Here is a 14,638-nt window from a genome sequence, read left to right as displayed (position 1 = left end):
CACCGTCCGGTCCGATAGGGATGAGGTATGACCTCAACCATCCGGTCCGTGCCTGCCAGCGCCACCCCGCCCAGCACGGGTGGCCTGGCCGAGCCGGTGTTCACCACGGCCGCCCGCCATCCGGACCGCGCCGTTGTCGCCCGACTCACCGACGGCGAATGGTGTGACGTGAGCGCGGCGGAGTTCGCCGCGCACATCACCCGGGTGGCCCGTGGACTCGTCGGAGCGGGGATCGGCCCCAAGGACCGGGTCGCGATCCTGGCCGACAACCGTTACGAGTGGACTCTGCTGGACTACGCGCTGTGGAGCGTCGGCGCGATCCCGGTTCCCGTCTATCCCTCTTCCTCCACCGGGCAGATCCGCTGGATCCTCGAAGACTCGGCTGCCGTGGCGTGTGTCACCGACACCGCCGAGCGCGCGGAGAAGGTCCGTTCGGCCACCGCCGACCGCGCAACCCCGCCCGAGGTGTGGGTACTGGACGAGGGCGCGATCGAGGACCTCCAGAGCCGTGGCGCCGAGATCGCCGAGTCCGCCGTGCGGGACCGGCGGGCCGCCGTCGTCCCGGCGGACCCAGCCACTCTCGTCTACACCTCCGGTACCACAGGTGCACCGAAGGGGTGCGTGCTCACCCACGCCAACTTCTTCGCCGAGGTCGACAACATCATCGCCGCGCTGCCCGAACTGTTCGCCGACGGGCCCGGCGGTTCGCGGCCGGCCACCCTGCTGTTCCTGCCGCTGGCGCACGTCTTCGGGCGGGTGGTCCAGGTCTGCGCCATGCACGCCGGTGTGCGCCTGGCCCATACCGCCAGCGTGCGCAGCCTGCTCACCGATCTCACGACCTTCGGCCCCACGTTCTTGCTGGCCGTGCCCTACGTATTGGAGAAGATCCACGCCGGGGCCAAGGCCAGGTCGGGCGGCGGATTGAAAGGGCGGATCTTCGACGCTGCCACCCGAACCGCCGTCGCCTACAGCGAGGCGCTTGACACCGGCGGCCCCGGGCCCCTGCTGCGCGCCCGGCGCGCACTGTTTCACCGGCTCGTCTACGTCCGGGTGCTGGACGCCCTGGGCGGCAACACCAATCGCGTGATCACCGGAGGCGGCAGCCTGGAGGCCCGGCTGCTGCACTTCTACCGGGGCATGGGGTTGGAGGTCATCGAGGGCTACGGCCTGACCGAGACCACCGCGGCCGTCCTCGCCAACCGTCCCGGGCGGGTGCGGCCCGGCACGGTCGGGGCGCCGCTGCCCGGGGTCTCGGCGGCCCTGGCCGAGGACGGGGAGCTCCTCCTGAAGGGACCGCAGGTGTTCCAGCGGTACTGGAACAACGAGGAGGCGACCGCAGGGGCGTTCACCGACGGCTGGTTCGCCACCGGTGACCTGGGGGAGTTCGATGACGAGGGCAACCTGCGCATCATCGGGCGCAAGAAGGAGATCCTGGTGACAGCCGGGGGCAAGAACGTGGTTCCCGGCCCGATGGAGGAGCGGCTGCGCGCCCAGCCGTTCATCAGCCAGTGCATGGTGCTGGGCGACGGGCGGCCCTTCGTGACCGCGCTGGTCGTCCTCGACCCCGATACCCGGGATCAGCTCGAATCGGGGGAGCAGGTGCGCGCGGCCGTACAGGAGGCCGTGGACGCGGCCAACGCCGAGGTCTCACGGGCCGAGTCGATCCGTGCCTTCACCATCGTGGACACGCCTTTCTCCGAGGCGGACGAGACGCTGACCCCCACCCTGAAACTGCGCCGGGACGCCGTCCTGTCCGCGTACGCCACAGAGGTCGAGGCGATGTACACGAAGCGGTGAACCCGGGCGGCTCTGCGCGGACCGGTCAGTGGGCGCGAGAGGAGAGGGACCGGGCACGCGGATCGTAGGAGAGGACCCCCGCCCCCTTCTCGATCGCCTCGGCGACCGCGGCGGCGAACTCGGCGGTGTCGTAGGGCTTGGGCAGGGCCGAGGGAGCGTTCCCCGCAATCGGCCGCGTCGTCAGGCCGGTCTCCATGTGCGGGGCGCGTACGTCCAGCACCGTGACCCCCCGGCGTCGCTGCTCGGCGCGCAGCACGCTCAGCCACGCCGAGAACGACGCCTTGCTCGCCGAGTAGGCGGCCATCCCCGTCGTCGGGTAGTCGACCAGTACCGCGGAGATCGCCGCGACAGTCCCGCCCCCGTCGCCGAACGCCGCTACCGCGGCGCGCGCCAGCGCCATCGGGGACAACGCGTTGACCAGGTGCAGATGCTCGTTGACAGCATCGTCCTCGTCGACGGCCGCTCCGAAGGCGGCGACGCCGTGCGCGAGCACGATGGCGTCGAGGCCGCCCAGCCGCTCGGCCAGCACTCCTACCGCTTCCTGCCCGGCCTCCACGTCCATCGCCTCGAACCCCACAGCAGGGCTGTCGCCCAGCCGGGCGGCGGTTGCTGCCAGCCGTTCCTGGTCGCGGCCCATCAGCCCCAGCCGTGCACCGCGTCTGTGCAGTTCGGTCGCCAGCAGTCCGCCCAGCGTCCCCGAAGCACCGGTCACGATCACCCGTGCACCGTCGATCCGCATCCCGCCCCCTTCCGCCGCTTTGAACGCGGACGCCCGCCTGCGCGGCGGGCGGTCCACGACCCCCTCACACGTTCAGCCGTCCACCGTCCTCGTGGACCGCGTCGGCATCCGTGTCGTCGAACCAGGTTCCGTTCTCGCCGAGGTAGCGAAAGTGCAGGGTGCTTTGGGCGGGAACGGTCACCGCCACGCTGCGCTGGCCGTTGGCCCGCGGCTTCAGCGGATGCGAATAGGGGTCCCATTCGTTGAACGTCCCTACGATCGACACCGGGCCCGCCGGCTCTTCGACGGGCAGGCTGAAGGTCACTTTCACCTGGCCGTTCTTGCTGGGCTTCGAGCGCTTGATCATTGCCACTTCCCCCTGGATCGGTTGCCGGGGACACGCTGTCGTCCAAGACGGCGCGTACCCCCGCACCAGTGTCGATCACCGGCCTTATGGTGCATCGCAATGACACGCTTACTCTGCGTGTTGTCTGTCGACCAAATGCGTCTTAACGAGAGGGAGCCAGTGTGTGAACGGTTCGGGTGCGGCCGTCGTAGCGGCGCGCGGCCACCGCTGTGCCCGCAAGCGGACCGGTCGTTCCCAGGGCAGCCGTCGCGGCGCCGATCCCCAGATGCGCGCCCCGCGCCAGGGACACGTGCGGGACCCAGCGCTGCGGCGCGTACAGGGGGTTGCGCACGGACGCCTCGCCCAGGGCGCGCCAGACCCGCAGGTGCAGTTGCTCCAGTACCGAATCCGGCCGCACCAGCCATACCAGCACCGGTCTGCGCCCGGTGAAGACGTGCAGCCGGTCCAACCGCACCGGCACCGGCAACGACGACACCGCCTCGGCCACCCGCTGCCAGTCCACCGGTGTGTCGGCCGCACACGTCGCGACCGTTACGTGCGGCCGGTTCGTCGGATGGGGGTGGTCGGCAAGGCTGGGCAGCCCGTGCGCCTGTAGTCGCGTCCACCCGCTGCGCACCGCCGCGTCGAGTCGAGTGTCCAATACCAGCTCCACCGTCTGCGCTCCGGCCACCTGCTGCTCTTTCCGTTGATCTGCGATGGTTCGCCCCCGGCCAATCCGGGGGGCCGACGGTTGCGAATAGCAACCGTGAGCCACAACAGCGACGTCCCTCGGGCGAACCGGTTCCCCACAGCCGCGCACACAACGCCTTCCACGCTGAGAGAAACCGCTCCGCATGTCGTCGTCGTGGCTCCGCCCTCCCGCTCACACGCCCGACCGCTGGCCACGATCGGTTCCGCACTGCGTTGGGCCGGAGCCCGGGTCACCTTCGCCTGCGCTGGCGAGTTCGCCCCGCTCGCCGAGCAGGCCGGCCTGGACTTCTACGCGCTGCGCACCAGCGACGACTCCACGGTCGCCGGCGGGCCGGGCCCGCGCGAGTTCCTCGACGCCACCCGGCGCGGTGCGGTTCCCGTGCTGCTCGCCCAGATCCGGCACCGTCGTCTCCGCGCGCTCGACCGTCCCGACGAGGTTCGGGAGTCCCTCGCCACCGCCGCCGCGGGACTGCGGCCCGACTGGTTCCTGGTGAACCAGCTCAGCTACGCCACCACTCTGGCCCTGCACTGCCTCGATCTGCCCTTCGCCAGTTTCTGTCCGGGCCATCCCGGAGCCATTCCCGGCCATGGGACCTATTCCGGTGTTCCCTACGCCTGGCCCCGGGCGCTGCGCCCCGCGGACGCCGAGTTGGGGGTGCTGGGCGAGGCGGCTGCCCGCACCGACGACGACTTCACCGCCGAGTTCAACCGGATCATCGCCGCTGCTGCCCCGGAACGACCGCGCGTGCCCCGTGCCTTCGCACTGACCTCCCCCCGGGCCCGGCTCTTCGACTATCCGCCGTTGCCCGGCCTGCCCACCCCCATGGGTGATCCCGCGGCCGTCTTCGCCGGGCACTGCACAGAGGCCGAGGAGTTGTCCCTCGCCTGGCAGGCGCGCCTGGGGGAGTTGGGGGAGGGACCGTTGGTCCTCGTCTCCTTCGGTGCCCTGCTCAGTGCGCGTGAGGACGTCCTGCGTGCTGTGGTCGGCGGGGTGCGTGCCGCGGTCCCCGACGCCGCGGTCGTCGTTGCCGCGGGTGGACGTGCCGAAGCGCTCGCTGGTCTCGCCGGCCCCCGTGTGCTCGTCGAGCCGGTCATCCCCCGGCAGACGCTCCTGGAGCGTGCGGACCTCTTCGTGCACCACGGCGCCCCGTACTTCTTCGCGGAGGCACTGCACGCGGGAGTTCCGGCCCTGGTACTGCCGTTCGCAGGCGACCAGTTCGCCATCGCCCACGACACCGAACTCGCCGAAGCCGGGTACTGCCTGGACCCCAACCGGTCCACCGCCCGGGACATCGGCAGTGCCGCCGCCGCGTTGCTGCGCGCCCCCGCCGGGGGTCTGACGCGGCTCGGGGCGCTTCTCGCCGAGCGCGGCCCTCGATGGGCGGCGCTGCGCCTGTTGGAGCGGATGGGACCGGCCTCGGTCGCATCCTCGGAAGCGGGTCCTTGACCAGCTGTTTCCTTGAATTTTCTCAAACAGAGGCGAGTATTTTTCGTCACCCTTCGTGAACAAGTGAGTTGAATGGGCATAGGTGACCGGGAAGCGGCACTCGCCGGTTGTACGCGCTTTCTGGAGTTCACGGATGTCCGTTCCCGCGCAGCTCGGTACCGTTCCCTACCCGGCCCCGCCCCCGGCGTGGTTAGAGGACGATTCGGTGTCCGATCCCGTCGAGATCGGCGGTTACCGAATCCTGGAGCGTATCGGTGTCGGCGGCATGGGCGCCGTGTACGCCGCGCTGACCGCGACGGGGGAGCGGGTCGCGGTCAAGGTCGTCCACCAGGAGTTCGCCACGAACCCCACCTATCGTGCCCGTTTCGTCCGGGAGGTGGACCTGCTCGCCCGGGTGGGCGACTCCTTTTCGGTTCACCCCATCGAGGCGGATATCGGGGCGTATCAGCCCTGGCTGGCGATGCCCTACATCGCCGGGCCGACCCTGGGCGAACACATCGTCGGGGAGGGGCCCATGGCGGGCCGCGAACTGGTGGAGTTCACCGCCGGCATCGCCCAGGCGCTGGTGGCCATCCACCGGGCAGGCGTGGTGCACCGCGACCTCAAACCCGACAACGTCATCCTCTCGTCGAGCGGGCCGCGGATCCTGGACTTCGGCATCGCCCAGGCCATGGACGAGCCTCAACCCGAAGGAGAGGAGGTCCTCGGTTCACCCGGCTGGATCAGCCCCGAGCAGTTCCACGAGCATCCTCCCCGGGCGGCGGCCGACGTCTTCGCCTGGGGTGGTCTCGTGGCGTATGCCTCCACCGGGCGGCGTCCCTTCGGAACGGGAAGCGTCGAGACCGTGGCGATGCGGGCGCTCCAGGGACGGGCGGACCTGCGGGGGATGCCGCACGGGTTGCTCCCACTGGTGGAGGCCGCACTGGCACCCGATCCCGCCCGGCGCCCCTGCTCCGAGAAGCTGCTGCGCGAAGTCGGCCGACTCGCCGCCGCGGGGCACTGCTGACGTCGTTTCGCGCCTGCTCGATACCGCCTCGTGAGTGTCGGACTCTGAGCGGAGCGGTCAGGGCCCGCTCGACCCGGTCGCCTTGACCGAGGCCAGGAAGGCATCCCACTCGGCACCGGCGAAGGAGAGGAAGCCGTGCTCGGGGTTCTTGGAGTCACGAAGGTTCATCTGACACAGACCGCGCGCCACCTCGACGCAGTTGCCGCCCCCGCTGCCGCTGTAGAAGGACTTGTGCCACGCGAGGCCGGGCCGGTCCTGCGACTCGGTCATAGCTCTCCCATAATCGAGGCCATCAGCTCAATCGAGGCGCGAGGGTTGAGGGTTTGCATGCAGACGGTGAAGAAGCGTTGCCGTTTCGCGTCGACCTCCCGCACCATGTCCGTCATTGTGGTAGGCCCGCCTGACTCCACATAAAGGACGGAAGGGTCGCTGGGAAAGTCCAGGATCTCCCAGGCTCCGTCCAGGCCGGCGTGCTCACTGACCCCGTTCGGGACGACCGCGATATGGCGGTGATCCTGCCCAATATCGCCCGTCGCCTGCTCGAGCACTTCCTCTGCTTCCGCACTTCGACGGGATGTGCGATCTTCTCGGGTTCACGGACAGCCGTGAGCTTTTGCTGGGAAACCCCGCCGGTCACCGTTTGTCTTCCACGGCAATCGGTTGAGCCGGCCTTAGGGGTGGCCCTGGTGGGCGCCGGCGAAGGACGACCGTTCGGGAGGGGACCCCGAACGGTCGTCCTCACCGGTTCGTCGGACACCGTGTGCCTACCGCGCCTTCTCCTCGTCCTCCCCGTCGTCGGGCTCCTCCTCGGCCAGGATGCGGTACAGCCCTCGCCGGGTCTCGGCCAGGAGGCGTTTGGCGCGTTCCAGCTGTTCGGGCGTGCCCGCCTGGGCGACCTGGGCCGCCGCGGCCGACAACTGGGCGGCCAGGGAGTTGAGCTCGGTGTAGTCGGCGGTGGAGTCGGCGTACTCGGCCGCCGCCGACTCCCACGGGGGGGTCAGTTCCGCCGCGTTCTCGGCGACGTAGGTGTGGCCCGCTTCGGTGAGCTCGTAGGGGCGCCGTCGGCCGCCGCCGGTCTGTGCGTGCTGGACCAGGTCCTCGTCCTCCAGTTGCTGGAGCATCGGATAGACCGAGCCGGGACTGGGCCGCCAGGCGCCGTTGCTGCGTTGGCGGGCTTCCTTGATGATCTCGTAGCCGCTGAGCGGTCCCTCGGCCAGGAGCAGCAAAATTCCGGTGCGGACGTCTCCACGGCGGGCGCGACCGCGCCAGCGGCCGTGCCCGTGTCCTCGGCCGCCGGAGAACGGGCCGAAGGGTCCACCGGGTCCGCCGAACGGTCCGCCGGGGCCGCCCCAGGGGCCGAACCCGCCGGGGTGCGGTGGCGGTGGCGGTGGCTGGTGCTGGTCGAAGTCCTCCGGGCGGGATGCCTCAACCGTCGACCAGGGAGTGGGGCGCTCCCCGCGTCCCCTGCGGGCGCCCCGCCCTCGGTGGGCAGGGGGCCAGCTCCAGGGCATCGCCATGGCGTTCATCAATGATCCTCTCGTAGTAATCTCCGACAGTCTCAAACTATCGATTAAGTTAACGATATATCGGCAACAGGTCGCCGTCAACGGTCGGTGGGAGAGTACGGTCGTGCCGTCGGCCAGTTCGCGCAGGGCGTCGAGGTGACCGTTGTGCCGCGCGGTCTCTTCGAGCAGGTGCGCCGACACCCCCGCGCATTTGTGCCGGCCGGTCGCCCGGTGCCAGTCCAGCCACGCGTTGAGCATGGTGCGCTCCTCAGCGGCGGCGGCGGCAGGAGGAGGCGGCGCGCCTCGGCGCGGACGTCGTCATTGCGTCATTGTGATTCCGGGATTTGCCGTTTCCACTGATTTTCCCGCCCCCGGTCGGGGGATACATTCGTTCTCGACCGGGGACCTCTTCTTCGCCGTCCCCGGCCCCGACCGCCTCCGCGGATCGGACACGACCGATTGGACAGGTGGCAGACGCGGTGACCGAGCGAAAAATCGCTGCCGGAGCGGTGGTCTTCGGCTGCGTCGCACTGCTGGGCGCGCCCCTGGGCCTGCTCTGGTGGCTGATCGCCCCCAGAGGGCAGGTGACGGTCACCACCGGTGGCACAACCGTCTTCTACCCACTCTCCGAGACCGTCTTCGCTGGAGAGGGCTACTACGCCCTGATGATGCTGGTAGCCGGTCTGCTCACCGGTTACCTGGCCTACCTCGCCCAGTACTCCTCGACCAGGCGCCACGGGGTGGACCTGCGGATGCCCACCCTGTTGGGCATCAGCGCCGGCGCACTGGCGGGGGCCGTCCTGGCCTGGGTCGTCGGTGTCGGACTCGACGTCTTCTCGGCGAGCGGGGCACAGTCCTTCGCCGCTCCCGGCGACGTGGTGGAGCAGGGCCTGAGCCTGCGCTCCCACAGTGCGCTGCTGCTGTGGCCCTTCGTCGCGATCTTGCAGTACGGCCTCTTCGACGCGGTCAGCCTTTGGCGCGGTGACCTGCCGACCGCCGAGGACGCCCGCACCGACACCGTCGAACCCGTCCATGACGAGGCCGACAACAGCAGGGGGCCGGCACCGGTCGAGCGCTAGGACGAATGCCGCGGTAGCGAGAGCCTCCCGGTCACGGGCTCAGGAAAGAGCGGTGATGGCGCCGGTCACCGCGTTGGTGAGCCGGATCAGGTCGTGCGGAGCCAGTTCCATCTGCAGGCCGCGACGCCCTGCGGAGACGAACACGGTCGGGTAGTGCGCGGCCGAGGCGTCCACCACGGTACGCAGCCGTTTGCGCTGGCCCAACGGGCTGATCCCGCCCCGCACGTAACCGGTGGCGCGCTCGGCCGCAGCGGGGTCGGCCATCTGCGCCTTCTTGCCGCTCACCGCTGTGGCCAGGGCTTTGAGGTCGAGTTTGCCCGCCACCGGAACCACCCCGACGACCAATGTGCCGTCGACCTCGGCCACCAGGGTCTTGAACACCCGGCCGTGCTCGGTGCCCAGGGAGTCGGCGGCCTCCTCGCCGTAGGAGGCGGCCCCGGACACGGTGTAGGGGTGCAGGGTGTAGGCGGCCTTGCCCCGCGTCGCCGCGATCGTGGCCGGGGTGCCTTTTCCGCTCAACTGCTCTTCTCTCCAGACGGAGGGCGCGTACGCCACCGCGCTAGTTCAGGTTGACCTCGTGACGCAGGAACCGCCCGGCCGGCAGGAGCCGGAGGCTGGAAAGGACCCGGTTCTCCCGGCGGAGCAGATCGCACACCAGTTCCAGACGGGCGGCAGCGTGCTCGGCCTCCAGCAGGGCCTGCTTGTCCGACTGGTCCACGATCATGGCGCCCGAAACCGAGTAGGACACCTGAAGTGCTTTGGCCGGGAACTCCTCGGGGGGCTCCGCCACAACACCGATACCGTTGAGCCGCTCACAGTAGAGCGAGAACAACCGGATGGCGCGCTCGCACAGTTCGTCGGCGCCCGCGCCCACCTCGTCGGGCAGCGGGTCGGTGACCGCACGCAGGTAGGCGTGCGCGGAGTCGGGCGGGAGGAGTTCGCGGACCTGGAACCGCCCGGTCCCGGTGACGACGAGGTCGAATCCCCCCTCCTCGTCGCGCTGGACGTCCGTGATCTCGACGACGCACCCGACCGCCGAGAGCTGGTCGGCGGAGAGCTCGCCCACCTCGTGCCCCAGTTCGATGCCGAGGACGCCGAAGGCGCGGGGTTCGTCTGCGGGTAGGGCGAGCAGGTCCTCCACCAGTTCGCGGTAGCGGTCCTCGAACACGCGTAGGGGCATGGCCAGTCCTGGGAACAGGACCGACCCGAGCGGAAAGAGCGGCAGCCTGTTTGGCATTGGACAAGTATGCCCACAAACAGCGGCGGCCTCCCGCGAAAAACGCGGAAGGCCGTGATGACCGACGATCACTCGGGTCGGGCGGGTCAGACCGTGATGCCGGGACCCGCGGTCTCGGGCGCACCCGCTTCGCCGCCGGAGGAATCGGGCATGTCCCGGGCCACGAAGGTCTCCAGGTCGAACAGGTTGCCGTTCGCGCGGTCCACCACCGCCAGCAGGGTGGACATCTTGGCGACCTCCTCGGTCTGCTCTTGGAGGAACCAGCCCAGGAACTGCTCGCCCGTGTAGTCGTTCTCCTCCCGGGCGGCCTTCACCAGCAGATGGATCTGCTCGGTGACTTCGCGCTCCTGGCGCAGGGCCAGTGCCACGAGATCGCGCGGTGAGTCGAAGTCGTTGCGGATTTCCCCGGTCGAGGGAATCGCGGTGGGAACGTCATTGTCCAACAGGAAGCGCACCATCATCATCGCGTGGTCGCGTTCCTCCAGGGATTGCTGGTAGAAGACGCGGGCGAGTTGGGGCAGGTCGCGGTCGTCGAACCAGGCAGCCAGCGCGATGTACTGCTGTGAGGCGGTGAACTCGTTGCGCAACTGGTCGACGAGCAGGCGGTGGAACTTGGAAAGGCCGCGGTCGGAACTCGGAGTGCTCGTAGTCATGTCCCAATAATAGCGCATGAAAAAACAATTCACAGTTAAGGGTGATGTTATTCGTGTCGCTTAGGCAAGCCTTTATTTATTCAAATAAGGTTAGGTGTTCCAAAGTTAGGTGGCACTTATCAATAGATTTTTGTGGAGTTATGCGGCGAAGCCGCCCGAAGTCCCGCCGCAGGTCGGTGGGCCTCGCCCCTAGACTGAGGGGGTGATCTCCCGAATCGATCTCCGAGGAAACCCCGCGGACCCGCGCGACACGTTGCCGCGCGCCGAGCTAGACGTCGCAGCCGCGGTCGAGACCGTCCGTCCCATCTGCGAGGACGTGCGCCATCGCGGTACTCAGGCGCTGATCGAACTGGGCGAGCGCTTCGACGGTGTACGGCTGAGTCGGATCCGGGTTCCCCGTACCGCCGTCGAAGAGGCGCTCACCGGACTCGCGCCCACCGTGCGTGCGGCCCTTGAGGAATCGATCCGCCGTGCCCGCCTGGTCCACCGCGACCAGCGGCGTACCGACTCCACCACTCGGGTCGTGCCCGGCGGCACCGTCACCGAGCGCTGGGTGCCCGTCGACCGGGTCGGGCTCTACGTGCCGGGCGGTCGTGCCGTGTACCCCTCCAGCGTCGTCATGAACGTCGTCCCGGCACAAGAGGCCGGCGTCCCCTCACTGGCCGTGGCCTCCCCGCCCCAGGCGGAGTTCGGCGGGCTGCCGCACCCCACGATCCTGGCCGCCTGCGCGTTGCTCGGCGTCGACGAGGTCTACGCGGTGGGCGGCGCCCAGGCCGTCGCCATGTTCGCCTACGGCACCGACGAGTGCGCGCGTGCCGACCTGGTCACCGGCCCCGGCAACGTGTGGGTCGCCGCAGCCAAACGCCTGCTCAAGGGCGTGATCGGGATCGACTCCGAGGCCGGCCCCACCGAGATCGCCGTCCTCGCAGACGACACGGCCGACCCCGGCCACGTCGCGGCGGACCTGATCAGCCAGGCCGAGCACGACGTGATCGCGGCCTCTGTCCTGGTCACCCCCTCCACAAAACTCGCGGCCCAGGTCGAGGCCGAGCTCACCGTACGGGTACCCGCGACCAAGCACGCCGAGCGGGTCGCCGAGGCGCTGGGCGGGCGCCAATCGGGGATCGTCCTGGTGGACGACATCGATCACGGCCTGGCCGTGGTCAACGCCTACGCCGCCGAGCACCTGGAGGTCATCACCGCCGACGCCCGCGTGGTCGCGGCCCGGGTGCGCAACGCCGGCGCGATCTTCGTCGGCGCGTTCTCGCCCGTCTCGCTGGGCGACTACTGCGCCGGCTCCAACCACGTCCTGCCCACCGGTGGGTGCGCCTGCCACTCCTCGGGCCTGAGCGTGCAGAGCTTCCTGCGCGGTATCCACGTCGTCGACTACGACCGTGCCGCGCTGGCCGAGGTCGCCCACCACGTGGTGGCCCTGGCCGAGGCCGAGGACCTTCCCGCCCACGGCGAGGCGGTCACCGCGCGCATCCCCCTGGAGGAGCAGGCGTGAACGACACCGATTTCGGACTGGCCGACCTTCCGCTGCGCGATGACCTGCGCGGTCAGACCCCCTACGGGGCGCCTCAGCTCAGCGTCGACGCGGCCCTCAACACCAACGAGAACCCCTACCCGCCCTCGCCGCAACTGGCCGAGGAGATCGGCAGCGCGGTGGCCGAGGCCGCCGCGGGCCTCAACCGCTACCCCGACCGCGACGCACTCCAGCTGCGTGCCGACCTGGCCCGCTACCTCGACCACGGGCTCGACCGCGACCAGGTGTGGGCCGCCAACGGCTCCAACGAGGTACTCCAGCAGATCCTCCAGGCGTTCGGCGGCCCGGGGCGCAAGGCCATGGGCTTCGAGCCCTCCTATTCCATGCACCCCATCCTCGCCAGAGGCACCGGAACCCAGTGGGTTCCGGTGCCGCGCACCGCCGAGTTCGCCATCGACGTGGAGGCCGCCCACAGCGCCATCGCCGTGCACCAGCCCTCAGTGGTGTTCCTGACCTCGCCCAACAACCCCACCGGTACCGCGCTGCCCTTGGAGACCATCGAAGAGGTCGCGCGGATCGCCCCCGGTGTGGTCGTCGTCGACGAGGCATACGCCGAGTTCCGGCGGGAGGGGACCCCCAGCGCTTTGACGCTGCTGCCCTCCCACCCCCGGCTCATCGTCACGCGCACGATGTCCAAGGCGTTCGCGCTCGCCGGAGCGCGGCTGGGCTATCTCGCGGCGCACAGCGCCACCGTGGACGCCCTGCAACTGGTCCGGCTGCCCTACCACCTCTCCGCCGTCACCCAGGCGGTGGCCATCACCGCACTGGCCCACGCCGACGAGCTCCTGGGAGCGGTCAAGCGCCTGCGCGCCGAACGGGACGGCCTGGTGGACTGGCTGCGCGGGCACGGGTTCGCCGCAGCCGACTCCGACGCCAATTTCGTGCTCTTCGGCCGCTTCGACGACCGCGCCGCGGTCTTCCAGGGCCTGCTGGAGCACGGTGTGCTCGTGCGGGAGGTGGGCCCGCCCCAATGGCTGCGCGTCACCGTCGGGACCCCGGAGGAGATGACGGCGTTTCGCCGCGCCCTGCTCGACGTGACCGGCCGGTCCTGATCCATCCGGCGCAGCCCCGCCGACCGTGCGGTGCCGCTGCGCCTCGACCATCCCCGACCACAGAAAGACCTGAGAACCCATGAGCCGCACCGGCCGCGTCGAACGCACCACCAAGGAGACCAAGGTCCTCGTCGAGATCGACCTCGACGGAACCGGCGTCGCCGACATCTCCACCGGTGTCGGCTTCTACGACCACATGCTCGACCAGCTCGCCAAGCACGGCCTGTTCGATCTCACGGTGCGGACCGAGGGCGACCTGCACATCGACTCCCACCACACCATGGAGGACACCGCTCTCGCGCTGGGGGCGGCCTTCCGTGAGGCGCTGGGCGACAAGGTCGGCATCCGCCGCTTCGCCGACGCCAAGGTCCCCTTGGACGAGGCGCTCGCCGAGGTCACCGTGGACGTCTCGGGCCGCCCCTACCTCGTGCACTCCGAGCCCGCGGGCATGGCGCCCACCATCGGCCGCGACTACGACACCACCATGACCCGGCACATCTTCGAGTCCTTCGTCGCCCAGGCCCGCGTTGCGCTGCACATCAACGTGCCCTACGGCCGCAACGCCCACCACATCGTGGAATGCCAGTTCAAGGCGTTCGCCCGTGCGCTGCGCTTCGCCTCGGAGCTCGACCCGCGCATCACCTGGGTGCCCTCCACCAAGGGTGCGCTGTAGTGTCCGCACTCTGGCCCGTCCTCCTGATCGTCCTGGGCGGTCTCCTGGCCGGCGGAGCCCTTTCGACGTGGAAGACCGCCAAGCCCCTGTCCGTCGCCCTGGCCGCCTGCGCGGCCCTGGCGGTGGCCGGTGGGCTGCTGCGCCTCGACTACCTCTGACCCCGTGGGACGGCCCCAGCGGCCGGGCCCGCGACCCCGACCAAGGAAGGCGTGCCCGCACGTGCAGCCACGCGTCGTCATCTTCGATTACGGATCGGGCAACCTGCGCTCGGCGCAGCGCGCCGTCGAACGCACCGGTGCCGACGTCACCGTCACCGGTGACCCCCACGCCGCGCTGGAGGCCGACGGTCTGCTGGTGCCCGGTGTGGGCGCCTTCGCCGCCTGCATGGCGGGACTGCTGGCCGCCGGTGGTGACCGCGTCATCGGCAAGCGCCTCGCCGGCGGACGGCCGGTCCTCGGCATCTGTGTGGGCATGCAGATCCTGTTCGCCCAAGGGGTCGAACACGGGGTCACCACGCAGGGCTGCGACGAGTGGCCGGGGACGGTGGAGCGCTTGAACGCCCCCGTGGTGCCGCACATGGGGTGGAACACCGTCGACGTCCCCGAGGGCTCCCAGCTCTTCGCCGGAACCGACGAGGGCGAGCGGTTCTACTTCGTGCACTCCTACGGGGTGCGCAACTGGGAGCTGGAGGTCACCAGCCCCTATGTGCGTCCGCCGCTGGTCACCTGGTCCACCCACGGGACCCCTTTCGTCGCGGCAGTGGAGAACGGCCCGCTCTGGGCAACCCAGTTCCACCCCGAGAAGTCCGGTGACGCCGGGGCACGGCTCCTGGCCAACTGGGTCGCCACCCTCTGAACCACCCCGACGG

At 69.9% G+C, this 14,638-nt stretch carries 18 protein-coding genes and 1 pseudogene; 9 read left to right on the top strand and 10 right to left on the bottom strand.

Annotated features, from left to right (window positions below; translation table 11 throughout):
- Nucleotides 1-27 precede the first annotated feature (27 nt).
- Nucleotides 28-1,797, top strand: coding sequence for an AMP-dependent synthetase/ligase (locus tag QSJ59_RS01505; protein WP_285756825.1), 1,770 nt, complete (start codon nt 28-30; stop codon nt 1,795-1,797).
- Nucleotides 1,798-1,822: 25 nt separating this feature from the next.
- On the opposite strand, the gene QSJ59_RS01500 is transcribed toward QSJ59_RS01505, so the two are convergent.
- From QSJ59_RS01500 to QSJ59_RS01490, 3 genes are all read right to left on the bottom strand, one after another.
- On the bottom strand, nt 1,823-2,536 hold the full coding sequence (locus tag QSJ59_RS01500) for an SDR family NAD(P)-dependent oxidoreductase (protein WP_285756824.1): 714 nt from the start codon (nt 2,534-2,536) through the stop codon (nt 1,823-1,825).
- Between the two features lie 64 nt (nt 2,537-2,600).
- Nucleotides 2,601-2,882 carry an isoamylase early set domain-containing protein gene (locus QSJ59_RS01495; protein ID WP_285756823.1) on the bottom strand — a complete coding sequence of 94 codons (282 nt, stop codon included), beginning with the start codon at nt 2,880-2,882 and terminating at the stop codon, nt 2,601-2,603.
- A gap of 142 nt (nt 2,883-3,024) precedes the next feature.
- A complete protein-coding gene (locus tag QSJ59_RS01490; RefSeq protein ID WP_285756822.1) occupies nt 3,025-3,552 on the bottom strand; it encodes a 2'-5' RNA ligase family protein in 528 nt (175 codons plus the stop codon).
- A 75-nt stretch (nt 3,553-3,627) separates the two neighbouring features.
- Between QSJ59_RS01490 and QSJ59_RS01485 the strand changes: the two genes are divergently transcribed.
- The gene (locus tag QSJ59_RS01485) at nt 3,628-5,019 is read left to right on the top strand and encodes a glycosyltransferase (protein ID WP_285756821.1); all 1,392 of its coding nucleotides are present in this window, start codon (nt 3,628-3,630) and stop codon (nt 5,017-5,019) included.
- A gap of 205 nt (nt 5,020-5,224) precedes the next feature.
- Nucleotides 5,225-6,025, top strand: a complete 801-nt coding sequence (locus tag QSJ59_RS01480; protein WP_285756820.1) for a serine/threonine-protein kinase — start codon at nt 5,225-5,227, stop codon at nt 6,023-6,025.
- A gap of 57 nt (nt 6,026-6,082) precedes the next feature.
- Here the strand turns inward: QSJ59_RS01480 and QSJ59_RS01475 are convergent, their stop codons facing one another.
- The 4 genes and pseudogenes from QSJ59_RS01475 to QSJ59_RS24350 form a co-directional block, all read right to left on the bottom strand.
- Nucleotides 6,083-6,295 carry a DUF397 domain-containing protein gene (locus QSJ59_RS01475; RefSeq protein ID WP_285756819.1) on the bottom strand — a complete coding sequence of 71 codons (213 nt, stop codon included), beginning with the start codon at nt 6,293-6,295 and terminating at the stop codon, nt 6,083-6,085.
- Complete coding sequence (locus QSJ59_RS01470; RefSeq protein WP_285756818.1) at nt 6,292-6,573, bottom strand: Scr1 family TA system antitoxin-like transcriptional regulator; 282 nt, start codon at nt 6,571-6,573, stop codon at nt 6,292-6,294. Before QSJ59_RS01470 ends, QSJ59_RS01475 begins: the two co-directional genes overlap by 4 nt.
- Nucleotides 6,574-6,789: 216 nt before the next feature.
- A complete protein-coding gene (locus QSJ59_RS01465; protein WP_285756817.1) occupies nt 6,790-7,551 on the bottom strand; it encodes a PadR family transcriptional regulator in 762 nt (253 codons plus the stop codon).
- Nucleotides 7,552-7,662: 111 nt separating this feature from the next.
- Nucleotides 7,663-7,788: pseudogene (locus QSJ59_RS24350) on the bottom strand (mycothiol transferase); the annotation flags it as partial.
- A 221-nt stretch (nt 7,789-8,009) separates the two neighbouring features.
- On the opposite strand from QSJ59_RS24350, the gene QSJ59_RS01460 reads away from it, so the two are divergent.
- Nucleotides 8,010-8,609 (top strand): hypothetical protein, encoded by a 600-nt coding sequence (locus QSJ59_RS01460; protein ID WP_285756816.1) that lies wholly within the window; start codon nt 8,010-8,012, stop codon nt 8,607-8,609.
- Nucleotides 8,610-8,648: 39 nt separating this feature from the next.
- Here QSJ59_RS01460 and ybaK read toward each other — a convergent pair whose 3' ends face one another.
- The 3 genes from ybaK to QSJ59_RS01445 all read right to left on the bottom strand — a co-directional run bounded on the left by ybaK (nt 8,649) and on the right by QSJ59_RS01445 (nt 10,499).
- Nucleotides 8,649-9,128, bottom strand: coding sequence for a Cys-tRNA(Pro) deacylase (ybaK, locus tag QSJ59_RS01455; protein ID WP_285757840.1), 480 nt, complete (start codon nt 9,126-9,128; stop codon nt 8,649-8,651).
- A 40-nt stretch (nt 9,129-9,168) separates the two neighbouring features.
- On the bottom strand, nt 9,169-9,846 hold the full coding sequence (locus tag QSJ59_RS01450) for an LON peptidase substrate-binding domain-containing protein (RefSeq protein WP_285756815.1): 678 nt from the start codon (nt 9,844-9,846) through the stop codon (nt 9,169-9,171).
- Nucleotides 9,847-9,932: 86 nt separating this feature from the next.
- The gene (locus tag QSJ59_RS01445) at nt 9,933-10,499 is read right to left on the bottom strand and encodes a ferritin (RefSeq protein WP_285756814.1); all 567 of its coding nucleotides are present in this window, start codon (nt 10,497-10,499) and stop codon (nt 9,933-9,935) included.
- Between the two features lie 202 nt (nt 10,500-10,701).
- Between QSJ59_RS01445 and hisD the strand changes: the two genes are divergently transcribed.
- From hisD to hisH, 5 genes are all read left to right on the top strand, one after another.
- Nucleotides 10,702-12,006, top strand: coding sequence for a histidinol dehydrogenase (gene hisD / locus QSJ59_RS01440; RefSeq protein ID WP_285756813.1), 1,305 nt, complete (start codon nt 10,702-10,704; stop codon nt 12,004-12,006).
- Nucleotides 12,003-13,097 (top strand): histidinol-phosphate transaminase, encoded by a 1,095-nt coding sequence (locus QSJ59_RS01435; RefSeq protein ID WP_285756812.1) that lies wholly within the window; start codon nt 12,003-12,005, stop codon nt 13,095-13,097. The genes hisD and QSJ59_RS01435 overlap by 4 nt, the downstream gene beginning before the upstream one ends.
- A 79-nt stretch (nt 13,098-13,176) precedes the next feature.
- Nucleotides 13,177-13,770 carry an imidazoleglycerol-phosphate dehydratase HisB gene (gene hisB, locus QSJ59_RS01430; protein WP_285756811.1) on the top strand — a complete coding sequence of 198 codons (594 nt, stop codon included), beginning with the start codon at nt 13,177-13,179 and terminating at the stop codon, nt 13,768-13,770.
- The gene (locus QSJ59_RS01425) at nt 13,770-13,928 is read left to right on the top strand and encodes a hypothetical protein (RefSeq protein WP_285756810.1); all 159 of its coding nucleotides are present in this window, start codon (nt 13,770-13,772) and stop codon (nt 13,926-13,928) included. The genes hisB and QSJ59_RS01425 overlap by 1 nt, the downstream gene beginning before the upstream one ends.
- A 61-nt stretch (nt 13,929-13,989) precedes the next feature.
- Nucleotides 13,990-14,625 (top strand): imidazole glycerol phosphate synthase subunit HisH, encoded by a 636-nt coding sequence (gene hisH, locus QSJ59_RS01420; protein WP_285756809.1) that lies wholly within the window; start codon nt 13,990-13,992, stop codon nt 14,623-14,625.
- Nucleotides 14,626-14,638 lie beyond the last annotated feature (13 nt).

The sequence above is a fragment of the Nocardiopsis ansamitocini genome (assembly GCF_030268225.1).
Taxonomy (GTDB): Bacteria; Actinomycetota; Actinomycetes; order Streptosporangiales; family Streptosporangiaceae; genus Nocardiopsis_D; species Nocardiopsis_D ansamitocini.
Note: the sequence above shows the minus strand (reverse complement) of the source record. Positions and strands in the feature narration are given on the sequence as shown.